Source organism: Pseudovibrio sp. FO-BEG1 (assembly GCF_000236645.1).
Classification (GTDB): Bacteria; Pseudomonadota; Alphaproteobacteria; order Rhizobiales; family Stappiaceae; genus Pseudovibrio.
This window is the reverse complement of the sequence record NC_016642.1, coordinates 3475779-3499867: the sequence shown is the minus strand read 5'-3', so window position 1 is coordinate 3499867 and position 24089 is coordinate 3475779. Positions and strand designations below refer to the sequence as shown.

Genomic DNA, 24089 nt, shown 5'->3' with positions numbered 1-24089 from the left:
ATCTGTCATTCTTGACATATCATGAATTTGAGCGTATGTCCAAGTTGATCAATTGTTCAATTTCTATTTCTTCTCAATTTTGATGGAAACGCGGGAGAGTGCTCTCGGACGTAAAGGTGAAACCATGTCAGTGGCTATGGCAGATGAAAAGATGACTAAGGGACATCCGGCGAAAGAGTTTTTCCGGTTTGCGGTCCCGGCTGTGCTTGGCATGATCTCCATAGCCTCAGCCAGTATTGTTGACGGTATCTTTGTCGGCAATTTTGTTGGCTCAACCGCGTTGGCAGCTATCAGTCTGATTACGCCTATGTTTGCGCTCTACTTCGGCGTCGTGGTGATGCTGACGGTGGGCGCCGCTGTGATGGCAGGCAAGTTCATTGGTGAGAGGAGGGAGCGGGATGCTTCCAACATCTTCATGAAGGCCCTGATCAGCGTACTGGTGTTTTCCATTGTATTTGCGTTTTTGCTGCTTGCGTTTACGCCTGCTGCTGCGCGCATTCTTGGTGCTAATGCAGAAACAGCAGAAATGGTGGAGACTTACATCTTCACAGTAGCGTGGTTCTTTCCCGGCCTGAGCCTAGCTGTTGCGCTGTCGCATTTCGTTCGTGTTGACGGGCGACCCAACTTTTCTCTGGCGGGCATGGTGATGATCACCGTGGTCAATATTGTGCTCGATGCCTGGATGATTGGATATCTGGGCTGGGGCGTTTGGGGGGCAGCGTTGGCGACCGGCCTTGCCAGTCAGGCGGGGATGTTGTTTTTGCTGCTGCACTTTGCCAACAAGAAAGCCAAGCTGCGTTTCCTGAAGCCCTATGGCTCCTGGAGAGCGATGTATACAGCGGCCTATAACGGCCTGTCTGAGTTCATCAATGAAAGCTCCGGCGGTATCGTGGCGTTTCTGTTCAACTGGATCCTGATCACCGAAGTCGGTGCGCAAGGTGTGGCGGCTTTCACCATCGTGAACTATCTGTTCTTCACTGGCATCATGGTGTTTTACGGTGTGAGTGAGGGGCTTGGTCCTCTGGTGAGTGTGAACTTCGGCGCGCGAAAGCCTCGGCGGATCTATCATTTCTTGTCGCTTGGCGTGGGTACCAACCTGTTTGTCGGGCTGTTGCTGGCGAGCTTGCTGATCTTCCAGCCTATGTTGCTGGCAAGTGCCTTTGTTGGTGATGCGGATGAGGCCACCTTGAAGCTCACCCTCGAGATCATTGGTGTGATCTGGCCTGTGTTCCTGTTTAACGGCGTCAATATTGCGTTTTCCGGTTACTTTACCGGTATGCATTGTGCGACCCAATCGGCACTGATTGCCATGTCGCGCTCACTGGTGATGCCTTTGGTGCTGATTGTGGCACTGTGGTTCTTCATTGGTCCAATGAGCGTGTTCTATGCTCTGCCTGTGGCTGAAGCGCTGACGCTTGGCATGACGCTTTTGATGTTCTCGCAGAAAAAGCCGCACTGGATACTTTGGCAGAGCCGGCGCACAGCCTCCGGTGCTGCCTAGATCATTCAGATTTTACTGATTGAGTCTTTTGGCGGCAAAGTAACTTTAACGTAAGGCGCACGGGGTTTTGCTTACATAAGCAAGGCCCCGTCTAATTTTATTGCCGGAATTTGTAGTAAAATATCCTGTCTCTCTTTTGTGCGGGTGTTCCTGATCACAATCTGGAGATATTTCATAGTTTTTTATGGACAAGTACTTTGACGTAGGCAATGTGGTGCCTGTGCAAATTGTCACGCGTAGTTTTGCGTGTCTATGGACGGTCATTCGAACAACAGAGCTACAGCCCGGAGGCTGTATAATGAGCCACATCTTTCCTAGAAATACCCGTGTAACGCTACCAACAGCTGCAAAAGGCGACGGGTGCTACCTCATTGATTCTACTGGCAAGAGATATCTTGACGCCTGTGGAGGTGCTGCGGTTTCTTGTCTTGGTCACTCCAATGAAAAAGTGATCGAAGCTATCAAGACCCAGCTGGATAAGTTTTCGTTTGCGCACACTGGCTTTTTTGGCAGTGAGCCGGCGGAGGAACTGGCCAATAAACTGGTGGCCCAAGCTCCGACAGGAATTGACCGTGTCTATCTGGTTTCAGGTGGATCGGAGGCAATGGAGTCTGCTGTAAAACTGGTTCGGCAGTACTTTGTTGAGAAGGGAGAACACCAACGCTCGCACATGATTGCGCGTTGGCAGAGCTATCACGGAAACACGCTGGGAGCGCTTTCTGCTGGTGGTAACAAGTGGCGCCGCGAAATGTTCGGTCCGCTGCTGATTGAAATGTCTCACATCGACCCATGTTACACCTACCGCTATATGCAGGAAGGTGAAACGGAAGAAGAGTACGGTCTGCGTGCTGCGAACCTTCTGGAAGATGAGATCCTGCGTGTTGGTCCTGAAAAGGTTGCTGCGTTCTTTGCTGAGCCTGTTGTGGGCGCGACCATGGGTGCGGTTCCGGCTGTTAAGGGCTATCTGAAGCGCATTCGCGAGATCTGTGACAAGTACGGCATTCTGCTCGTGCTTGACGAAGTGATGTGTGGCATGGGCCGTACCGGTCATATTTTCGCATGTAACGAAGATGAGGTTCGTCCGGACATCGTTGCTGTTGCGAAAGGGATCGGCGCTGGCTATCAGCCGCTTGGCGCGATGCTGTGCTCTAAAGAGATCTACGACACCATTGCTGAAGGCTCTGGCTTCTTCCAGCATGGTCACACCTACATGGGCCACTCTCTGGCTGCTGCTGCTGGTTCTGCTGTTATGGATCAGCTTACTGAGCTGGGCCGTATGGAACACGTGCGTGCTATGGGTGAGAAGCTTTCTGCAGCTCTGCATGACGAGTTTGGTCAGCATCCATATGTTGGTGACATTCGTGGTCGTGGTCTGTTCCGTGCGCTTGAGCTGGTGAGTGACCGTGGCACGAAAGCGCCTTTGGATCCGTCTTTCAAGCTCCATGCAAAAGTGAAGCAGAACGCCATGAAGGCCGGTCTGATGTGCTATCCGATGGGTGGTACTGTCGACGGCAAGACTGGTGACCACATTCTGCTGGCACCTCCGTTCATCATTGATGACAGTCATATCGCTGAGATCGTTGAGAAGCTAAGCCTTGCTATGAAGGAAAGTTTCACTCAGGTCGGAGTTTCTGTCTGATGACAAAACGGCTCATCATGAGCGCTCCTAACGGGGCGCGTCGTGGCAAAGCAGATCATCCGCAACTGCCGGTGACGATTGAAGAAGTCGCTGCTTGTGCAGTGAGCGTGGAAGCGGAGGGCGCTGATGCCCTCCATGCGCACGTTCGTGATGCGGATGGACAGCATGTTCTGGATGCAGGCCTTTACAAAGAGCTTCTGCTTGAAGTGACGGCCAAGTGTCCTGATCTTGCGGTTCAGATCACGACTGAGGCTGTGGGACGCTACAGTGCGCAGGAACAGTATGATGTTGTTGCAGCCGTAGAGCCGGAAGCAGTCTCTGTTGCCATGCGTGAAATGGCGCCAGAAGGCGGTGACATGGATCTGGCGCGTCGGTTCTACTTTGAGGCTCAGGAAGCGGGCCGTGCGGTTCAGCATATTCTGTATGCGCCGGAAGATGTGGCTCGTCTTGACCTGCTGATGGGTGAGGGCATTGTTCCTACTGGGTATGGTAGCCAGCTCTATGTGCTGGGTCGCTATGCCAAGGATCAGGAGAGCGATCCGCGGGATCTGCTTGGTTTCCTTGCTGCCCGCGATGCTGCGGCTCATATTGCTCAGGACAACCCGTTCATGCTCTGTGCGTTTGGTCGTGCTGAAACGGCGTGTGGGGCGTTGGCCTTTGGGCATGGTGGTCATGCGCGTATTGGCTTTGAGAACAGCCTTTGGCATGGTTCTGGCAAACTGGCAAAGGACAATGCGGAGCGTATTCAGGTTGTCTCTCATATCCGCGGTGAAATGGGATATGAAGGTGCTGTTTCCAAGGATGACGTGTTGAAAGTGCTTGGTAAGCCTCAGTAATCTGCTGTTTACATTGAGAATTCAAAAGGCTGCTATTGTTGTGATAGCAGCCTTTTTTATTACTTGCAGTCTTTGCTGTGTTTCTGGATGAGGTCTTCGCGGTGGTCTGGGTCCGCTTCCAGGAGTGCGGCGATTTTGCCGGAGCCGTAGCCGAGGGCGTAAACTGCTTCCTGCTTGTTCATGCCCTTTGCGTACGCCATGGCGGTGATGATGCCTCTGGCGATGTCCTGTTTACCGCTTTGTTCGGTCAGCCCGTAGAGGTAGTAGCAGGTAATGTGTTCTTCGTTTTTCTTCGCAAACTTTTCAGCACGGCTTTGGTTAAAGCCTGCATTTGCAACTGATGCGCTGGCGGCGAGCATAAGCAGCCCACCGAGGATAACTCGTTGTTTCATGAAAAAGCCCCCGTGTTTTCGAGGGCTAGTCTGGGAAGGTATTGTGGCGACTTTTTCCTGAAATTCAGGAGAACCTATGTAATCGACAGGTATCTTTGCGACGCCTGTGGCTGAAGCGTGGCACTCTTTGAGCGTTTGAGCTTAGTGCACGTCCAGTCCGTACTTGCGGAAGGTGTCCTTAGCGGCTTCTGTTTCTTCAGCAGTTGGTTCGCGGGTGTCTTTAAGCTGATAGGACTTGCCCATGGACTGCCATTTGTGTTCGCCCATTTTGTGGAATGGCAGAACGTCAACGCGTTTCACATTGCCGAGCTCAGACACGAACTTGGCAACGCCTTCCACGTTCTCAGGCGCGTCTGTGAGGCCAGGAACGAGCACGAAGCGGATCCAGACATCTTTGTCCATCCGTTCCAGACGCTTTGCGAACTCGAGGGTAGGGCCAACTTCCACGCCAGTGACCTTCTTATAGGTCTCCGGTACCCAGGATTTGATGTCGAGCAGGTACAGGTCTGCCATGTCGATGGTTTCATCGTCGAGATTAGCGTGCAGGTAGCCGGAGGTGTCCACGGTGGTGTGAACGCCCATCTGGTTACAGCCCCACAGCAGAGTTTTGAGAAACTCTTTTTGTGCCATTGGTTCGCCGCCACTCACGGTCAGGCCACCGCCACCGGTCTCAAAGTAAGAGCGGTAGGTGGAGATGTCTTTTAGGAGTTCGTAGGCGGAAGACTGTTTGCCGGCTTTCAGCTTGAGCGTGTCCGGGTTGTGGCAATAAAGGCAGCGCAGCGGACAGCCAGAGGTGAACACAATGTAGCGCAGGCCCGGACCGTCAACGGTGCCGCCTGTTTCTACTGAGTGAACATAGCCCATGGTGTCTTGCATGGCTGGCGTCCTTTATCATCACTTGCGAGCGGCCTTTTTCTGATAGGGAGTGAGGATTTTTCCTCGGGCCGCTTCTGCTTTTCTTTAATACTTATAAAATAAGGTCTTTAGCCTTGTTTTTAAAGATGAATTTGTGCAACTCAGCCATTCATTTTCGGCGCATGTGCGCTCCTGTCGCACGGGAATGACGAATATGTCGCAACAAAGAAGGCGCGGGACTGAGCCCCGCGCCTTGTCTTGGAGTTTGAGTGGTCAGCGTTGTTGGCGCTGACCGTTGGCCTTAGCTTTCTTAGCGCTGGCCGTGGAAAGTACGGTTGATCACATCAAGCTGCTGTTCTTTGGTTAGCTTGATGAAGTTCACTGCGTAACCGGAGACACGAACGGTGAGCTGTGGGTACAGTTCAGGATGTTCCATTGCGTCTTCCAGAGTCTTGCGGTCGAACACGTTCACGTTGATGTGGTGACCCATGTCGTGCATGTAACCGTCGAGCAGGTGGGACAGGTTGTCGATCCGTTCAGCTTCGTCCTTGCCCAGTGCACCTGGGATGATGGAGAAGGTGTAAGAGATACCGTCCTGGCTGTCTTCGTATGGAAGTTTGCAGAGAGACTTCATGGAAGCCACTGCGCCCTTCTGGTCACGGCCATGCATTGGGTTTGCACCCGGTGCGAATGGTTCACCTGCTTTACGTCCATCTGGAGTAGAGCCAGTCTTCTTACCGTACACAACGTTGGATGTGATGGTCAGAACAGACTGTGTAGGTGTCGCATTGCGGTACATTGGCTGATTGCGGATCTTGCCCATGAATTTCTTCATGATGTCTTCTGCAATCACGTCAACGCTGTCGTCGTTGTTACCGAAGCAAGGGAAGTCGCCTTCCACTTCGTAGTCAACTGCGAGACCTTCGTCGTTACGGATGATCTTGACCTTCGCGTTTTTGATAGCGGAGATACTGTCAGCAACAACAGACAGACCAGCAATACCACACGCCATGGTGCGCAGGATGTCGCGATCATGCAGCGCCATTTCAACGCGCTCGTAGTTGTACTTGTCGTGGCTGAAGTGGATGCAGTTCAGCGCCTGAACGTAAACCTTTGCAATCCAGTCGAGCATCTGGTCGTAAAGTGGTTCCAGCTCTTCCCATTCCAGCACGTCGCCGGTGATTGGGTGTGCTTTTGGACCAACCTGTTTGCCAGTCTTTTCGTCGATACCGCCGTTGATTGCGTAAAGCATTGCTTTTGCAAGGTTGGCACGAGCACCGAAGAACTGCATCTGTTTACCGATACGCATTGCAGATACACAGCAAGCGATACCGTAGTCATCACCCCAGTAACGACGCATCAGGTCATCATTTTCGTACTGCACGGAAGATGTTTCGATAGAAACTTTAGAGCAGTAGTCTTTGAAGCCCTTAGGCATGTGCTCAGACCACAGAACGGTCAGGTTTGGTTCTGGTGCAGGGCCGAGGTTGATCAGGGTCTGCAGAACGCGGAAGGAGCTCTTGGTGACCAGTGTACGGCCATCGATGCCCATGCCGCCGATGGATTCAGTTACCCATACCGGATCGCCAGAGAACAGAGCGTTGTAGTCTGGAGTACGCATGAAGCGGACCATGCGGAGCTTCATGACGAAGTGGTCCATCAGTTCCTGAGCTTCAGCTTCCGTGATGACGCCTTTGTCCAGATCGCGCTGGATGTAGATGTCGAGGAAGGTGGTTGTGCGGCCCAGAGACATAGCTGCACCGTTCTGCTCCTTGATCGCTGCAAGGTAGCCGAGGTAGAGCCACTGGATTGCTTCCTGAGCGTTTTCTGCAGGGCGGCCGATGTCGAAGCCGTGTGCAGCGCCCATTTCCTTCAGTTCAGCGAGGGAACGGTACTGTTCGGAGATTTCTTCACGAAGGCGCAGTGTTTCTTCGTTCAGGACGTTGCCGTCCAGAGAAGCATGCTGTGCTTTCTTGTCTTCCATCAGCTTGTCGATGCCGTACAGCGCAACGCGGCGGTAGTCACCGATGATACGGCCACGGCCATATGCATCAGGAAGACCGGTTACGATGCCAGCAGAACGAGCGCGGCGGATTTCCGGAGTGTAGACATCGAAAACGCCATCGTTGTGGGTCTTGCGGTGCTTCTGGAAGATTTCAGCGGTTTTCTCAGAAAGCTTGTAGCCGTTGCTTTCCAGAGCTGCGACTGCCATTTTCAGGCCGCCATAAGGCATCAGTGCGCGCTTCAATGGAGCATCGGTCTGCAGACCAACGATCTTTTCGAGATCTTTGTTGATGTAGCCTGGAGCGTGAGAAACAATGGAAGAAACAACTTCGGTGTCTGCGTCGAGAACACCCTTCTTGTTTTCTTCTTTCATCAACTCAAGAACAGCGTCCCAGAGTTTGGTGGTTGCTTCTGTCGGGCCAGCGAGGAAGTCGTCAGCACCTTCATAAGGGGTGTAGTTGAGCTGGATGAAATTGCGCACGTCAATTTCTTTATTCCAGTCGCCCTTTTTGAAACCTGCGTAAGCCTTGGGTCCGTCCTCTTTCAGAAAAGGAAGAGTGTCGGCATTAGCCTTATCGATGTTCTGGTGAACGCCCATTTTTAGGTCCTTCATCATTTGAGCAAATCAGCGTGGCGCTACAAGTAAATTCCAAAGGCTTGCAGAGTGTTACGCTTTCTTGCATCCAGTGCTTGTTGACGTTGACTGTACTCCCCGAGTGGGGCTGCATCTTGATCTATGTCAATTCTGAAATGGCCAGCAGACCTGCAAAAAATGCAAGGCAGAATTATACAAATGCATACATTTTGGATATTGGGCGACCAATTGCAAGTGGTGATATAACTCGTTCAGGTTGTGTGCGTTGCGGTGGGGTCTGGAATGGTTCTAATCCTATGAATTTACTTGCTAAATTTTGACTTTGAAGGTGTTGATTTTGTGCATTTGCGAAACCCTTAAATAGGGCGCCCGCATTTCCACTTAGGTGCGAACTAAGTACATTATAGTAAGTATAATGTAGGTATCTCAAATCTGCATAGCTGCCATGCGAAGTTTGAAATATTAGTGCGCGAGGTGGAAAATCGACTTTTGGGCTTCCGGCGGGGGTGTGGAGGTGGCCAAAAAGACTCAATTCGGCCACACTTCTTTATTGGTAAACGGTGATATGCACAGGAGAGTTAGAATGCTCAAACCGAAAAAAACTTTTGCCAATCAATTTCCTAGTGCGACAAACTGTACACCTCAGTGAGATGTGAAAGGCATTCTTGATGGAAAGGGTTGACCTACCATCTGTTACAGCGCGGCCACCACTCTCCCTCATGGTCACCATTGATCATATGGTACCCCTCATAGGCCGCGACAGTCATGCAAGAATGGTTGGGCAGAACACGAAGCTGTGATCCAAGTGGGTAGAGCTCGAAGGGTAATGGGCTGCCATCTCTGGTGGTGATGTAGCCATGCTCCTGGCTCACACCTTGCACGTAAAGCAGCGGATCTACATGTCCGTCGACGTCACTGAGAAGGCCGAAACCGCAGTCGTTGCTTTGGCTTGCGCAAGAGCGGTCCTTGGAGAGTGCGAGGCCTCCGGCATCTACGACGATGCGGTTGAGGTGTGGGGCGTGGCTGATGACGCTGGTGAGTACGGTGGCTGCCACATCTTCCATGGCGCACATGCCAAGGTTGGCCTGAAACACATCCTGAAAGACGTAAACCCCTGCACGGACATCAGAAACGCCCTCAAATGACGTTCCGAAGAGGGCTGTTGGCGTGGAGCCGATGCTGACTTGCGGGCATGGGAGGCCAGCTTCAAGAATGGCGTCCTTTACTGCGAGGGTGCAGGTGCGCTCCTGTTTGGCTGCGGCTTCCAGTTCCTGCTGCCCGTTTGCTGCATAACTGACGCCGCCGCCGTGGGCCATGACGCCTGCGAATTCTAGATTAGATGCGTTTGCAAGTATTCTGGCCACATCAACGGCGCGCTGCTGATCTGCCTTCACGCCGGTGCGGTGACCGTCGACGTCGACCTCCAGATAGACGCGTGGCTTAGGGCCATCCAGTGTCATGGTAGAAAGGTGTGTTGCCATCTCGGTACTGTCCAGGCAGATGGACATTTGAGCTCCGGCGCGGTTGAGCTGCATGATGCGTTCCATCTTCTGCGGGACGATGGAGACGGCATAGAGGATATCTTTGAGGCCAAAGGAGGAAAAGTACTCGGCCTCCTTTAGCGTGGAGACGGCCCAGCGGTCTGCTCCGTGCTCTTGCAGAATGCGGGCGACATCGATGGACTTGGCTGTTTTGAGATGCGGGCGGAGCGGCACTCCGATCTGCTTGAACCTGTCTGCCATGCCTTTGATATTCCGGTTCATCGCAGCTTCATCGAGCAAGAGGCAAGGGGTTTGAAGGTCTTCAAGCATTCAGGGGCTCCGCAATCATCTGGTATTCCTCGTAGAAATGCCTATCAGATCTGATCTGGAATATACAGTAGGCCCTGCTGGAATTGTGAGAATGGCAAGTTTCTGCACTGTTTCGGTCGATTAGGCGGGGTGTTTCAGGCGCAATAAATTCTGATGCTAGTTGGTGAGTTTGGTACGTGTTGTTTCCAAACAACTCAACTTCTCGCGGGTAAACTCACTGATTATCAAGAGGAGGCAGATAGGCAGGTCTGATCAGCGGTTGTTTGTAACCTGAGGAGACTGGCCTATGAAAGCTGAGGACGTCCTGAGTATTCTAAATCCTGAACTGCAAAAGAGACTTGCTGCCAAATATGATGCAGCGGTGCCCGGCATGTCTGAGAGTGTCGTGGACTGGGCTTATGGTATGCATTATGGCCGTGAAGGGGTTGATCTGAAGACCCGGCAGCTTTGCAGCATTGCCGCTCTCACTGCGATGGGTGGGCACACGGGACCGCAGTTGGCCATGAACATCGAGCACACGCTGAATGCAGGCGCACGTCCTTCCGAAATCCTTGAGATCATCTGGCAAATGGCCGTTTATGCCGGTGTGCCAGCAGCTCTCAATGGCCTGAACACCGCACTTGCGTACTTTGAAGAGAAGGGGCTGGATCCTAGGTCTTGATCAGATAGTGGCGGGAGTGGGTGTAGAGCTCATTTTTCGCTAGGTTTAATAAAAAGAAAATCACTATTAATATCAATTATATAGATTGTATTGAAAGCTTTTGATATGTGCTGTGGAAGCTGAAAATGCACTTTTGAGTTCTGTTGCTGACTGTTACCTCATTTGCGTGACTGTTGCATATAATTAGAGGTTTGCATGAGGACTTTACTGAAGTGTTCGCTTGCTGTCGGAGCATTGGCTCTTCTGGCAGGCTGTAACTCCGGGGTTTCATCTCAGAAGGAGTTTAGCCGCATCATGTATCAGGAGAACTTGTTTCCTGAGTACCCGCGTGCGGGCCGAACCTATTTGAGTTTCAACCGTTTGCACGGCTTCCAGGTGGAGTATTTCGGGGCGAACAAAACAAACTTCCTTTGGTATCCGGGAAACAAAGTTGTTCTGCCAGGCCGATGGAAAGTGGATGGAAAGCTGGTTTGCTATCAGTATGGCTCGAACACCTATAATCCTGTCACCAACAAGCGTGGTGGAAAGTGGAGCTGTTCGCCTCGCGAGTTCTCCGCGAAGGGTGTTGTTGCTTCCTTGAAGGGAGATCCGTACGGGCTTAGCCGCTCTAAAGAGGCGCCTTATGCGCTTCAGAAATGTAAAGCGCCTGAGAAGTTCAAGTTGCGCCGGGCTGCGACCTGCTGATTAAGCTGCCTAAAGAGGCGCGGAGCAGAGCCCCGCGCCCTTAAATCTTACTTTTTCTTCTCTGGACGGGAAGGGCCTTCGCGTTCGGCGGATTGGGCCCAGAGGTTGATGTTGGCCTCTGTGGCGTACTGATCAATGGCGGTCAGTTCTTCTTCCGTGAACTCCAGATTGTTGATGGTGGCTGCGCAGTCGATCACCTGCTCCTTACGGCTGGCGCCGATCAGGGCGGAGGTGACGCGGCCTTTGCGCAGCACCCATGCCAGAGCCATCTGCGCCAGCGTCTGGCCGCGGTTCTGGGCGATCTCGTTCAGGGAGCGGATATGGCCAAGGGTGGTCTCATTGAGGAAGCTCTCCTGGAAGGAGCCCACGTGTTTTCCTGCCCGGCTGTCATCTGGCACGCCGTTCAGGTACTTGTTGGTCAGCATGCCTTGCGCGAGCGGGGAAAAGACGATGGAGCCGATGCCTTCTTCTTCCAGTGTGTCGAGCAGGCCATCTTCTTCAACCCAACGGTTGAGCATGGAATAGCTTGGCTGGTGGATCAGGCATGGAGTGCCCAGTTCCTTCAGGATTTTCGCCGCTTCCTTGGTGCGCTTGGAGTTGTAGGAGGAGATGCCGACATAAAGCGCTTTGCCCTGACGGACGATCTGATCAAGCGCCATCATGGTCTCTTCCAGTGGTGTGTCCGGGTCAAAGCGGTGGGAATAGAAGATGTCGACGTAGTCCAGCCCCATACGCTTCAGTGACTGATCACAGCTGGCGATGAGATACTTGCGGCTGCCCCATTCGCCGTATGGCCCCGGCCACATGTCATAGCCAGCTTTGGAGGAGATGATGAGCTCATCGCGGTATCCGGCAAAGTCTGTGCGCAGGATCTCGCCAAAGGCGGTTTCTGCGCTGCCTGGAGGCGGGCCGTAGTTGTTGGCCAGATCAAAGTGGGTAATGCCCAGATCGAATGCGGTGCGGCACATCTCGCGTTTGGTCTGGTGTGGGGTGGTTTCACCGAAGTTGTGCCAGAGACCGAGGGAAATGGCAGGTAGCTTGAGGCCACTCTTCCCGCAGCGGTTGTACTTCATGGTGTCATAACGATTGTCAGCTGGTTGCCAAGCCATCAGATGTCCTCCCAGACTTCTGTATGATTATGTTTTCATGGAATAATGAGGAGGGCTGGTGGCGAGGCCGCCACCAGAGTTCTTGATAGGGTGTGCCCGGTTTGTGAGCTGCGATCAGGCCGAGAGCTCAACCCAGACCGGGACGTGGTCCGATGGCTTTTCCCAGCCGCGGACGTGTTTGTCGATGCCAACGCCTTGCATGATGCGGGCGGCTTCTGGTGAGAGCAACAGGTGGTCAATACGGATGCCGTTGTCGCGTTGCCATGCGCCTGCCTGATAGTCCCAGAAGGTGTAGGTTCCAGCAGTGCTGTTGGTGGCGCGAACTGCTTCTGTGAAGCCGAGGTTGAGCAGGGCGCGGAAGCGTTGGCGGCTTTCCGGGCGGAAGAGTGCATCACCAACCCATGCCTCTGGTTTCTTTGCATCTTCCGGCTCAGGGATAACGTTGTAATCACCGACCAGAAGAAATGCCTCTTCCTTCTCCAGCTGCATTTCAGCGTGTTTATGGAGGCGGTCCATCCAACGCAGTTTGTACGGGAACTTTTCGGTTTCTACCGGGTTGCCGTTTGGCAGGTAAAGGCAGCCGACGCGGATTGGCTCGTTGTCGCCAGCAATGACGGCTTCGATATAGCGGGCCTGCTCGTCTTCCTCATCGCCCGGAAGGCGGCGATTGACCTCTTCAAACGGACGCTTGGACAGGATGGCTACGCCGTTGAAGCCTTTCTGGCCGTGGGTTTCCAGATTGTAGCCGAGCTCTTCAAACGGAGCGCGCGGGAAGTTCTCATCAACCGATTTAATTTCCTGAAAACAGGCGACATCTGGCTGTTCTTCTTCGAGCCACTTGAGAACCGTTTCTAACCGCGCTTTGACGCCATTGATGTTCCAGCTTGCGATTTTCATCGGGTCTCCCTTCGAGAAAGCAGCAGAACTTTGGCTGCTTGCTTTGTGTATGTCCTGTATTTGTTCTAGCACGGTCCCGCAGGAGGGCAAGGTAAGCAGGAAAAGTGTGTGTGGATGGGCATAACAGTACCCGCCAGAGGGAATAACTGCTTTGCGTTGAAATGTGCGTTGGTTTGAAAGGAAAGGGGGAAAGTTGCGTTTTTTGTGTGGGCGAGGCGGTGGGCCTCGCCGTGCGGGCTCGCGATCAGATGAAATAAGCTGAAGTTATCCCCTCAAGACCGGCAGGTGCTAGATTAGATGGAGAAGCTTGTGCCGCATCCGCAGCCGGCGGCGGCTTGCGGGTTGGTGATCTGGAAGGACTGGCCCATGAGATCTGTCACGAAGTCAATTTCTGAGCCTGCCATGTACTGCAGGGAAATGCTGTCGATTAGGACGGTAGCGCCGAGTTTGGCGAGGACGAGGTCGTCGTCTTCCTGTTCTTCAACGATGTCGTACTTGTATTGAAAGCCGGAACAGCCGCCACCTTCGACAGAAATGCGAAGCATGCTGCCGTCTGCTTCTTTTTCAAGAATCTGGGCTACGCGTTTTGCGGCCTTGTCCGTTAAACCAACGGTATTTTCTGGGGTCTGGGTCATAATCGGGTCTTGCCTGGGGGCTTGTACTTTCTTTGATTTGTAATTTAGGTGGTCTACACGCTAATTTCCATAGTATTTTGTTGCTAAATTGCATTTGGCTTGGGAAAGCGATTGTTTACAGGGCCTTTACATCTGTTATGTCATTGCTGTGATAAGAAAATCAGCGGCTATGACTCTGTGGTTTTCTCATGATAGCGGGTGGGGGATAAGGAATGGTCAAGACGTTAGGATACGGGGCTCAGCCGCGCGCTGAGTATGCTGTTGATCCGGAGTTGAGCCGCGGACGGCTTTATCCTGAATCTGACAGCCCGACGCGCACGCCGTTCCAGCGGGATCGTGACCGCATTATCCATTCTGCCGCTTTCCGCCGTTTGAAGCACAAGACGCAGGTCTTTGTGTATCATGAGGGCGATCACTTCCGCACGCGACTGACCCATACCATTGAGGTTTCCCAGATTGCCCGCTCGTTGGCTCGAGCCTTGCGGCTGGATGAGGATCTGGCCGAATGTCTGGCTCTGGCACACGACCTTGGGCATACGCCGTTCGGGCATGAGGGTGAGGACGTGATGCATGAGTGCATGGCGGATTATGGCGGGTTTGACCATAACGCCCAGTCCCTGCGCATCGTGACGGATCTGGAGCGCCGCTATGCGGAGTTCGACGGACTCAATCTAGCGTGGGAAACGCTGGAGGGGCTGGTCAAGCACAATGGGCCGCTGACGGATCATTCCGGCGCACCGTGTGGCAAGCTTTCAGACAAGGGCCTGCCGTTTGCTGTGAGTGAGTATGCCAAGCATCAGGATTTGCTGCTGTGGTCGTGGCCAAGTGCGGAAGCGCAGGTGGCGGCACTTGCAGATGATATCGCCTATGACGCGCATGATCTGGATGATGGATTGCGGGCAGGGCTGCTCAGCTTTGAGGCCATGAAAGATGTGCCTTATCTGAAGCGCATTCTGGACGAAGTGGACGGGAAATATCCCGGCCTTGAGGATGCGCGGCGCATTCACGAGATCGGGCGCAGATGTATCACCGGTATGGTGGAGGACGTGATTGCGGAGAGTATTTCCCGAATTAATCAACTTTCTCCCAAGAAATGCGGGGATATTCGTGATGCAAATGGTCCTGTTATTGCCTTTTCAACTGAAATGGCGCGAGAAGAGCGCGAGTTGAAAGAGTTTTTGTTCGCCAATCTTTACCGGCACGAAAGTGTTCTGGCTGTTCGCAAGCAGGTGGCTAAGGTGGTGCGGGATTTATTCCATGCCTACTTTAAGGCACCGGAAAGAATGCCAGAACCGTGGTGTACAGGATTGAATGGCGAGAGTGATGAGGTGGTGGCCCGCAGGGTCTGTGACTTCATTGCAGGCATGACAGATCGTTATGCCATAGACGAACATCGACGATTATTTGACGATACCCCTGAACTGGGGTAATGCGCCAATTCAAACACTATTAATTCACGGAGTTTATGTGGGGCTACGGCTTTGCAAAACCCTGTGAGCTGTCAAAACTAGGCTATTAAAAATGAACATCTTTGCAGACTTCGCCGAAAGGGTAAACAGTGTAGTCAAGGGCCTCGACCTTGCTGCTGACGCGCCGGAGCTGGATCTCCGACGTGTGACTGTTGAACCTCCTCGGGATGCTGCGCATGGCGATCTGGCAACCAATGCTGCCATGGTGCTGGCTAAACAGCTGAAGATGAAGCCGCGTGATCTTGCTGAAAAGATCGCGGAGGGCCTGCGCGCCGACAGTGAAGTTGAAGCTGTTGATGTTGCCGGACCTGGCTTCATCAACATCCGCGTCAGCAAAACCCTTTGGGAGCGTGTGATTGGCGACGTTGTTGCCAAGGGCGACAAGTTTGGCGCATCCGCACGTGGTGATGGCCTGAAGGTGAACGTGGAATACGTTTCCGCGAACCCGACTGGCCCAATGCATGTGGGGCATACCCGTGGTGCCGTGGTTGGTGATGCGCTGGCGAGCCTGCTGCAGTTTGCCGGTTATGACGTGACCCGTGAGTACGTGATCAACGATGCGGGCTCTCAGATTGATACGCTGGCGAACTCTGCCTTCCTGCGCTACCGTGAAGCGCTGGGTGAAGATATTGGTCAGATCCCTGAGGGGTATTATCCGGGTGAGTACCTTATTCCTGTCGGTAAATCTCTGACGGAAGAGTATGGCGAGAGCCTGAAGGATATGGCTCCGGCTGAGCGTCTTGCTTTGCTCAAGGGGTATACCGTTGACAAGATGATGGACATGATCCGCGGGGATCTTGGCGCGCTGAACGTCAAGCATGACGTGTTCTTCTCTGAAAAGACCATGCATGGTCAGGGCAACGCGATTGATCTGACGCTAGACGCTCTGCGCAAGCGTGATCTGGTTTACAACGGCACTCTGCCACCACCAAAAGGTGAAGTGCCAGAGGACTGGGAAGATCGTGAGCAGACCTTGTTCCGTTCTTCCAACTACGGTGATGACAGTGACCGTGCGCTGGTGAAGTCTGACGGCAGCTACACCTACTTTGCGGCTGACGTTGCTTACATGCGCGACAAGATTGAACGTGGCTTCAAAGAGATCATCTTTGTGCTTGGTGCAGACCATGCGGGCTACGTGAAGCGTCTGGAAGCGATCGGCAACGCGATCTCTGGCGGCGATGTGGATGTTATCGTTCGTCTTTGTCAGCTGGTGAAGCTGTTCAAGGGCGGTGCGGAATTCAAAATGTCCAAGCGCTCTGGTAATTTCATCACCCTTCGCGATGTGGTTGATGAAGTAGGCGTGGATGCGGTACGCTTTATGATGCTCTATCGTAAGAACGATGCGCAGCTGGACTTCGATTTTGACAAGGTGAAAGAGCAGTCAAAAGACAATCCAGTGTTTTATGTTCAATACGGTCATGCTCGGTGCCATTCTGTGCTGCGTCAGGCTGCTGAGGAACTGGATTGGTTCTCCAACACAGCTGAAGAGTTGCAGTCTGCAGATTTTGCACAACTTGAGGACGAGGGCGAATTGGCACTGATTGCCAAGATGGCTCAATGGCCTCGAATTGTTGACGGAGCCGCAGAAAACCACGAGCCGCACCGTATTGCGTTCTATCTGTATGAGCTTGCAAGCGCCCTGCATGGACACTGGTCCAGAGGCAAGGAAAAGCCGCAATTACGCTTTATTAATGATAAAACGCCAGAATTAACCAAAGCTCGACTCGCGTTAGTCTATGCAGTTTCACAGGTAATTGCTTCTGGCCTCAATGTTTTGGGTGTCACAGCACCGAATGAAATGCGCTAGTGCCTGAGCACAGTTATAGAGTACTGGAGGTTCGCGGTGGGGATTGCGAGCCTCTTATTTAAGGGAAAACACCGCTGCAATGACTAATCGCTCCAAGTATCCGGGACCGGGTGAGGTTTCTGCTAGGCAAACGGCAGGCGATGAACCGCAACAGTGGGCAGGCGATCAGGATCCGCTCGTAGAACTTGCCAGAATTGTCGGTGAGAGCACAGCTCAGTACCGTCCGAGTTCTCGCATGGAAAGCCAAGTATCTGAACGTCCGCTGTTCCCCAAAAGTGATGAGCGCAGTGCAAGTGCGCCTGTTGAGCCATCCGCTCCTCAGGTCGATGATTATTCAGTGGGTGCAGCTGAAACGAATGAGCCTGCATCCACTCAAGATTCATTTGCGGCTCTTGATGCCGTGTTTGCATCTCCAAAACCATCTGCATCTACCGGGCATGCGGATCCCTTCGCGGATCTGAGCTCTGCTGCGCTGACAACCGGCGCCTCAGGTGATGCGGTTGATTATGTGAGTGATCTGCCACCAGTTCCTAAGGCAAAGTCTGTGCCGGAGCCTAAGCCGGTTCCTGCCTCTGCGCCTGTTTCCGGTGATGTTCCTGCTGAGCCTGCACCTGTGCGCCAGCCGGTCACTGCCGCTGATTTTACCGCTGAACCAGAAATGGATGATGTTCTGTCCCGTGATCTGGAAGAAAGCCTTGTGGCTTCTCTCAACCAATCGCAGGTAGAGCGTGAGCAGACTGCTCGTCCTCAGCGCACTGTAAGCCGTGCGACACCAACGCTGGATGCTGTTGGTACGCGTGACGTGCGTCCTGAGCAGACTTTGCGTGAGCGTCTTGAGCGCCGCAATGCTGAACCGCGTCCAGTGACAACGCCGCGTCCTGCGGAGCCAGCTGCGGCTGCGCCTTCTGCTGAACCGCGTGCGCTTAATGAGCTTTCTCAGAGTGATTATGACAGCTGGCGTGCTGAGCGTGCAGCAGAGCGGGCAACTGCCGCCGCTGCTGCTGTTCAGGCAGCGCCTGCACCAGAGCCTAAGGTTGAGGCTGCTCCTGTTGAACCGCAGCTGCGTGGCACTCATGATGATGTGGCGCCAGCGGCTGAAAACATTTCGTTTGAGCCTGATATGGCTGCGTTCGCGGCAGATACCGGTGCGGAGCTGGAAGGTGAGCACATTACGGCTGCTGAAGCGCCTGTACAGGAAACGGTTATTCCAGCAGGGCATCTTGAAGATGCGTTGATGGCTGAGTTCAGTCTGGAAGGGGAAGAGCAGCCGACCGTGGTTGCCGAGCCAGTGGCGCCTCAGCCAGAGCTGGACATTGCTCAACAGATTGAAGAGAGCGTTGATGACATCTTTGCAGATGAAATCGCGCAGGAACCTGAGCCAGAGCCGGAACCAGAGCTGGAGCCGGAAGTTGCTGCTGAACTGAACGAATTTGAGCGCATGAGCGCCGGATTTGAGCAGGCTGCTCAGGAAATCGATCCGTTTGCCAATGAGGCTGATGAGGCCTGGCAGCTGGATGAGAGCGTGACAAATGATACGTCCCTGGATGAAATGTCCTGGCCTGCTGCTGCTGAAAAGCTGGCGCAGACCGAGGCGGCTCATCAGGAAGCTTTGAGCGCAGCCAAGAAACAGAGCGAAGATCAGACACCGCCTCCGGGTGGATATGATCTTGATGCTGTTGCTCAGGCGATGCGCAAGGAAGATCCTAGCCTTGATGGCGGCGTGCTGCCGCAAGCTGTGCCGCGCGTTTCTGTTGATGTTCCGGTTGAAGAAGAGACTGGCCGCAGTGGTGGTCTACGCAAGGGCCTGTTGGCTGCTTCGCTCATCGGCGGTGTTGTTGTGATCGGTGGTGCTGGTCTGTTCATGTTCGACTTCGGTGGAACAGGCGGCGATGCCGTGCCTCCGCCAATTATCCGGGCAGATGCTTCTCCAATGAAAGAGATGCCATCTCCTTCTGCGCAGCCGAAGAACAACGATCAGGCCAAAATCTTTACTCCTGAAGAAGCGTCTCAGCCAGCGACTGGTGAGAAGATGGTTCAGCGTGAAGATGCACCTGTGACGCCGTTGCCACCAGCGGCGAGCGAGACAGATACGGCTAAGTCCAGCGTGTTTGATGTGAACCCGACCAAGAAGGTGCGTACTGTGATTGTGCGTCCGGACGGAACCATCGTTCAGCGTGAGGGTACTGCTTCTGCGGCGCCTGCACCTGCTCAGCCACGCATTGTGACCAGCACTGTTCGTAATTCTAATCCGCAGAACACCGCAAGTGTTGTGCCTGCTACGCAACCTGCAAGCACTGGCCAGTGGGATCCGCTGCCGGGTGAAAACCAGAGTGCGAACCAGCAAGCTGCAAACACCACAACAAGCCTTCAGGATGCGTTTGCGAACGCGCCTGTGGCAACGCCGACCGAACAGCGCAACACGCTTCTGGGCGTGAGTGTTGTGCCTCAGTCCAAGCCGTTTGTGGTGGCTTCTGCGAATACTGGCAGCAACACCGTTCGCTCCAGCACACTGACCCCGCTGCAGCCGCAGACAACGTCTCGTGCGAGCAATGCGCCGCTGAACCTGACAGATAACCAGAACACGCAGACCGCTGCTGTGAACCCTCAGGCGATTGCGCCAACGCCAACACCGGGTGAAGGTGTTGTTGGTGAGATTCCGGCCGGCACTTACATTGTGCAGGTGGCGTCTGTGCGTACTATTGAGGATGCTCGTGGTCAGATCCGCCGTTACAACAGTCGCTATCCAAATCTGATGGCGCTGGTGACCCCGGTGATCACCCGTGCGGACCTTGGCGACAAAGGCATTTACTACCGCATTCAGGTTCCGTTCGACGGGCCGACCAGTGCGAACACCTTCTGCGGTGAGTTCAAATCTGCAGGTGGTGACTGTTACGTGCGCCGTAACTAAAACGAGTTTCCCGCTTTTGGGAATACGCTTTGGAGCTTGACGCAGTCATTGCGTCAAGCTACCAGCTTTACTCATGTTTTTAAAATCGTTCATTTCCGGATGCCTTGGACCTGAGCTTAGTGCTGAGGACAAAGCCTTTTTTCGTGATCAGCAACCTGTTGGTCTGATCCTTTTTGCACGCAACATGGAAACGCCTGAGCAGATCCGTCGTCTTTGCGCGGATTTTCGTGAGGCTGTCGGGCGTGCAGATGCGCCTGTTTTCATTGATCAGGAAGGTGGCCGTGTGCAGCGCTTTGGCGCGCCGCATGTGCCAATCTACCCGGCTGCCGGAACGCTTGGGCAACTTTACGGGCAGGATCCGGAAGCGGCAAAGCGGGCGGCGTACTTGCACGCGCTGTTGATCGGGCTTGATCTGCGCGATCTTGGGCTGACTGGCAACTGTATTCCGTGCCTTGATATGCCGATTGAGGGTGCTAGCAACATTATCGGTTTGCGCGCCTACGGTTCCGATGTGCGGTTGGTGAGCGATATGGGGCGGGCGGCTATGGATGGCTGTCTGGCGGCTGGTGTGATGCCGGTGATGAAGCATATGCCAGGACATGGACGTGCGCTGGTTGATACTCATCTTGCGTTGCCGGAAGTGGATGTCAGTTTTGCTGAGCTTGAGGCAAGAGACTTTATGCCGTTCAAGCTCTTGAATGATTGCCCTATGGGGATGACAGCCCACATCGTCTTTAAAGAGATTGATGGAGATCATCCTGTTACGCAATCTTCCTATGCTATTCAGAGGGTTATCCGGGAAACGATCGGATTTGACGGCGTTTTGATGAGTGATGATATCTCCATGAAAGCCCTTGGTGGTGAGCTGAAGGAACGGGTGGAGAAGATTGTTGCCGCTGGCTGTGATCTAGTTCTGCATTGCAATGGCGAGCTGGATGAAATGAAAGTTGTTGCCTCTGCTGTGCCAGAGGTGGATGGCAAGCGGGTGGAGCGCCTTGAAGCGGCCATGCAGCGAAATACCCAAGTGTTTGATGGGGATGTACATGCGCTGCGGGCGGAGTTTGATGAGCTAACCGCAAAAGCCAAAGGGATTGATGCTTGAGCGACAGTGAGGCCACTGAACAGGTAGAAGAAGCGTTGGCAGGCGCGGCGGCTCCGGAGCAGCCCGCGACTGGCGAGCCGAACCTGCTTGTGGATGTGGATGGGTTTGAAGGCCCGCTCGATCTGTTGCTCACGCTGGCCCGCAGTCAGAAGGTTGATATCACCAAAATCTCCATTCTGGCGCTCACAGAGCAATATCTGGAGTTCGTGCGCGAAGCGCGCCGGTTGCGGCTGGAGCTGGCGGCGGATTATCTGGTGATGGCAGCTTGGTTGGCTTATCTGAAGTCGCGCCTGCTCATTCCACAGCAGAAGGACACGGATGAGCCGACCGGTGAAGAGCTGGCGGCGGCTCTGGCGTTTCGTCTGCAACGGTTGGAAGCCATGCGGGATGCTTCGGCCAAGTTGATGAACCGGTCGCGTCTGGGCCGGGATGTGTTTGCGCGTGGTGCTCCTGAGACTGTGTCCGTTGAACGGCGCAGTGTTTGGACTGCCACGCTGTATGATCTGCTGATGGCCTATGCCTCGCAGCGCCAGCGTCATTCCGTGACGTCTGTGCATGTGAAGAAGCGGCAGGTTTGGTCTTTGCAGGATGCGCGGGATATTCTGACCCGTCTTGTGGGACAGGTGGCTGTGTGGACGCCCATTGAGCGCTTTCTGACAGCTTATCTGGAAGACCCGCAGGAGCGGGCCACAGCGATGGCTTCTGCGTTCTCGGCCAGTCTAGAGCTGGTGCGGGAGGGTGTGATTGATATTCAGCAGTCCGGCCCGTTTGAGACCATTTATGTGCGTGCTTCGCAGCGTACGCCGGAAGAGATCGGTGCGGGTGAGTCAATGGGTGAGCGCGAAGAGAAAGAGGTTGAGTTGTCATGAGTGAAACACCTGATCTTCTCGACGCCGTCTCACAGGATGAGGCCCTTGAGGTGGCTGATGCTGGTGAGCTTTTGGAGACCGACCGTATGGTTGAGGCTCTGATCTTTGCCAGTGCGGAGCCGTTGAGCTTTACCGAGCTTTCCAAGCGAATTCCGGGAGACCGGGATATCCGTGGGGCGCTGAACCGTTTGCGCGCGTTTTATCGCAAGCGCGGGGTGCAGCTGCGGTCCAGTGAGGATCGGTGGTCGTTCCGCACAGCTGAAGATCTTTCGTTTATTTTGCATCGCGAGGCAGTGGAGCAGCGGCGCCTTTCGCGTGCCGCGCTGGAAACCCTTGCGATTATTGCTTTTCACCAACCTGTGACCCGTGCGGAGATTGAAGATATCCGCGGCGTTTCTACATCTAAGGGCACATTGGATGTGCTGCTGGAAACGGGTTGGGTGCGTATGCGCGGTCGGCGGCGGACGCCGGGCCGTCCTGTGACTTACGGAACCACCTTTGATTTTCTTGATCATTTTGGTCTGGAAACCATCAAGGATCTGCCGGGTCTTGAGGAGTTGAAAGGGGCGGGGCTGTTGGATAGCGCTATCCCGGCCAGCTTCCATGTGCCGGCTCCGGACGACAGTATTGACCTGACGGAGGATGAAGATCCTCTGGATGAAAGTGAAATGTTTGCAACTGGCGCACTTGAAGAAGACGCCGGAGAAAAATAAACACATGCAGGAGAGTCGATGATTTGGTCGACCACCTTGCGAGTTTGAAGAGGGACTAATGGAACCAGGGAAGGTTGCAGCATCAGAGCGACTGGTGTTTGACAATATCTGCCATCATTATGGGGGGTTACCTGCGGTTCGCGGTGTTTCGCTTTCTTTGAAGAGCGGGGAAGTGCTGTGTTTGCTGGGCCATTCCGGTTGCGGAAAAACCACGCTCCTGCGTATTGCGGCTGGGGTTGTGCGTCAGCAGCAGGGTAGTGTCCGTATCAATGGTTCTGTGGTTGCGGACGAGCGGAATTTCCTGCCGCCTGAAAAGCGCGGTGTTGGGCTTATGTTCCAGGACTATGCGCTGTTTCCGCACTTAACGATTCTTGAAAATGTGAAGTTTGGCCTGTCCGATCTGGCAGCTGATGTTGCAGAACGCCGTGCGCGCGATGCGCTGCAGATGGTTGGGCTGGGTCAGTATGTGGATGACTACCCGCATGGACTTTCCGGTGGTGAGCAGCAGCGTGCTGCGCTGGCGCGTGCGATGGCGCCGCGGCCTCATACACTACTGATGGATGAGCCATTTTCAGGTCTGGACAGCCGCTTGCGTGATGATGTGCGCACGCAGACGCTGGAGATGATCAAGATGCAGGGCGCGACCGCGGTTGTGGTGACACACGACCCGGAAGAGGCCTTGCGTGTGGGTGACAGAATTGCGCTGATGCGCAACGGGGAAGTGGTTCAGCTGGATACGCCAGAGGATATCTACTTCCGCCCGAATAGTTTGTTTGCTGCCAAATTCTTTTCGGATCTCAATGAGATACCCGGAAAAGTTGTTGGTGGCCGCGTGGTCACGCCTATCGGGAATTTTTCCTCCAATGGCCTTGAAGAAGGGGCTCATGCGACCTTATGTGTAAGACCACATCACTTAAAGGTATGTCATGGTGAGGGGCAGTTCAAAGGCAAGGTCATTTCTCGCGCAATGGCAGGTGAGACAGATCTTCTGGACGTACAAGTTGATGGAATAGTGCAGCCTCTACGTATTCGTACGAGGGATGTATTACAATTCTACCCAGAAAATGTCATAGACTTGTGTATAAATGCAGAGAATGTTTTGGTTTTTGGACGAGAGACGGCAGTAAATCATAGTGGGTAATTCTTCTGGATACTACCTATTAGTATCTAGGGGATGTAGTGTCTCTCAAAACACGGTTCAGAGTTCTTAAGGAGTTTGGTTGATGGGCTCAATTGGTATTTGGCAAATCGTCATCATCGCGGTTGTCGTAGTTCTGCTGTTTGGTCGCGGAAAGATTTCCGAGTTGATGGGTGATGTTGCAAAGGGCATCAACAGCTTCAAGAAGGGGCTGAATGAAGATACCGCGGAAGCCAAAGAAAAGGCTGAAGATCCGAAGGTTATCGATCATGCTCCAGGCGAAAGCGTAAACGCGCAGACAAAAGCTGAAGACACCGCAAAAAAGGACTAAGTCTCCTTTATCGGTAGTCTATGCAAATTGTTTAGGGAAAGTCGGTCTATTCTGACCTAGAGTTTGAAACCTACGCCTTTCCCTAGTGGATGTGCCGTTTGCGGCACGACACGTCATCGATGAAAGCCTGGAA

Annotated in this window: 20 protein-coding genes; 13 read left to right on the top strand and 7 right to left on the bottom strand. The window is 53.7% G+C overall.

Features of this window, described 5'->3' with window-relative positions; genetic code table 11:
- Positions 1-124: 124 nt before the first annotated feature.
- The 3 genes from PSE_RS15895 (at position 125) to PSE_RS15885 (ending at position 3976) form a co-directional block, all read left to right on the top strand.
- A complete protein-coding gene (locus PSE_RS15895; protein WP_041769049.1) occupies positions 125-1501 on the top strand; it encodes an MATE family efflux transporter in 1377 nt (458 codons plus the stop codon).
- A gap of 298 nt (positions 1502-1799) precedes the next feature.
- On the top strand, positions 1800-3140 hold the full coding sequence (locus PSE_RS15890) for an aspartate aminotransferase family protein (RefSeq protein ID WP_014285802.1): 1341 nt from the start codon (positions 1800-1802) through the stop codon (positions 3138-3140).
- The gene (locus PSE_RS15885) at positions 3140-3976 is read left to right on the top strand and encodes a 3-keto-5-aminohexanoate cleavage protein (RefSeq protein WP_014285801.1); all 837 of its coding nucleotides are present in this window, start codon (positions 3140-3142) and stop codon (positions 3974-3976) included. Before PSE_RS15890 ends, PSE_RS15885 begins: the two co-directional genes overlap by 1 nt.
- A gap of 59 nt (positions 3977-4035) precedes the next feature.
- On the opposite strand, the gene PSE_RS15880 is transcribed toward PSE_RS15885, so the two are convergent.
- From PSE_RS15880 to PSE_RS15865, 4 genes are all read right to left on the bottom strand, one after another.
- Complete coding sequence (locus tag PSE_RS15880; RefSeq protein ID WP_041768604.1) at positions 4036-4368, bottom strand: hypothetical protein; 333 nt, start codon at positions 4366-4368, stop codon at positions 4036-4038.
- A gap of 141 nt (positions 4369-4509) precedes the next feature.
- The gene (gene pflA / locus PSE_RS15875; RefSeq protein ID WP_008546726.1) at positions 4510-5244 is read right to left on the bottom strand and encodes a pyruvate formate-lyase-activating protein; all 735 of its coding nucleotides are present in this window, start codon (positions 5242-5244) and stop codon (positions 4510-4512) included.
- Between the two features lie 289 nt (positions 5245-5533).
- Entirely contained in the window at positions 5534-7843 is a 2310-nt protein-coding gene (gene pflB / locus PSE_RS15870) for a formate C-acetyltransferase (protein WP_014285799.1), read from the bottom strand.
- Positions 7844-8505: 662 nt separating this feature from the next.
- Positions 8506-9633 (bottom strand): alanine racemase, encoded by a 1128-nt coding sequence (locus tag PSE_RS15865; protein WP_014285798.1) that lies wholly within the window; start codon positions 9631-9633, stop codon positions 8506-8508.
- A gap of 286 nt (positions 9634-9919) precedes the next feature.
- Here PSE_RS15865 and PSE_RS15860 point away from each other — a divergent pair, with 286 nt between their 5' ends.
- Positions 9920-10294, top strand: a complete 375-nt coding sequence (locus PSE_RS15860; protein WP_014285797.1) for a carboxymuconolactone decarboxylase family protein — start codon at positions 9920-9922, stop codon at positions 10292-10294.
- Positions 10295-10489: 195 nt separating this feature from the next.
- The gene (locus tag PSE_RS15855; protein ID WP_014285796.1) at positions 10490-10978 is read left to right on the top strand and encodes a hypothetical protein; all 489 of its coding nucleotides are present in this window, start codon (positions 10490-10492) and stop codon (positions 10976-10978) included.
- A gap of 47 nt (positions 10979-11025) precedes the next feature.
- Here the strand turns inward: PSE_RS15855 and mgrA are convergent, their stop codons facing one another.
- From mgrA to erpA, 3 genes are all read right to left on the bottom strand, one after another.
- Positions 11026-12087, bottom strand: coding sequence for an L-glyceraldehyde 3-phosphate reductase (gene mgrA, locus PSE_RS15850; RefSeq protein ID WP_014285795.1), 1062 nt, complete (start codon positions 12085-12087; stop codon positions 11026-11028).
- A gap of 114 nt (positions 12088-12201) precedes the next feature.
- Entirely contained in the window at positions 12202-12984 is a 783-nt protein-coding gene (gene xth, locus PSE_RS15845) for an exodeoxyribonuclease III (protein WP_014285794.1), read from the bottom strand.
- A gap of 293 nt (positions 12985-13277) precedes the next feature.
- Positions 13278-13619, bottom strand: coding sequence for an iron-sulfur cluster insertion protein ErpA (erpA, locus tag PSE_RS15840; protein ID WP_008546796.1), 342 nt, complete (start codon positions 13617-13619; stop codon positions 13278-13280).
- A 212-nt stretch (positions 13620-13831) separates the two neighbouring features.
- On the opposite strand from erpA, the gene PSE_RS15835 reads away from it, so the two are divergent.
- The 8 genes from PSE_RS15835 to PSE_RS15800 all read left to right on the top strand — a co-directional run bounded on the left by PSE_RS15835 (position 13832) and on the right by PSE_RS15800 (position 23956).
- A complete protein-coding gene (locus PSE_RS15835) occupies positions 13832-15049 on the top strand; it encodes a deoxyguanosinetriphosphate triphosphohydrolase (protein WP_014285793.1) in 1218 nt (405 codons plus the stop codon).
- 91 nt (positions 15050-15140) lie between these two features.
- Complete coding sequence (argS, locus tag PSE_RS15830) at positions 15141-16895, top strand: arginine--tRNA ligase (RefSeq protein WP_014285792.1); 1755 nt, start codon at positions 15141-15143, stop codon at positions 16893-16895.
- 79 nt (positions 16896-16974) lie between these two features.
- Entirely contained in the window at positions 16975-19803 is a 2829-nt protein-coding gene (locus PSE_RS15825) for an SPOR domain-containing protein (RefSeq protein ID WP_014285791.1), read from the top strand.
- A 73-nt stretch (positions 19804-19876) separates the two neighbouring features.
- A complete protein-coding gene (gene nagZ / locus PSE_RS15820; RefSeq protein ID WP_014285790.1) occupies positions 19877-20905 on the top strand; it encodes a beta-N-acetylhexosaminidase in 1029 nt (342 codons plus the stop codon).
- Positions 20902-21774 carry a ScpA family protein gene (locus tag PSE_RS15815; RefSeq protein WP_014285789.1) on the top strand — a complete coding sequence of 291 codons (873 nt, stop codon included), beginning with the start codon at positions 20902-20904 and terminating at the stop codon, positions 21772-21774. The genes nagZ and PSE_RS15815 overlap by 4 nt, the downstream gene beginning before the upstream one ends.
- Positions 21771-22487 carry an SMC-Scp complex subunit ScpB gene (gene scpB, locus PSE_RS15810; RefSeq protein WP_008547077.1) on the top strand — a complete coding sequence of 239 codons (717 nt, stop codon included), beginning with the start codon at positions 21771-21773 and terminating at the stop codon, positions 22485-22487. The genes PSE_RS15815 and scpB overlap by 4 nt, the downstream gene beginning before the upstream one ends.
- A 58-nt stretch (positions 22488-22545) precedes the next feature.
- Positions 22546-23628: an ABC transporter ATP-binding protein gene (locus PSE_RS15805; protein WP_014285788.1), complete on the top strand. Its 1083-nt coding sequence runs from the start codon at positions 22546-22548 to the stop codon at positions 23626-23628.
- 82 nt (positions 23629-23710) lie between these two features.
- Positions 23711-23956 carry a twin-arginine translocase TatA/TatE family subunit gene (locus tag PSE_RS15800; protein WP_014285787.1) on the top strand — a complete coding sequence of 82 codons (246 nt, stop codon included), beginning with the start codon at positions 23711-23713 and terminating at the stop codon, positions 23954-23956.
- Positions 23957-24089: the final 133 nt, after the last annotated feature.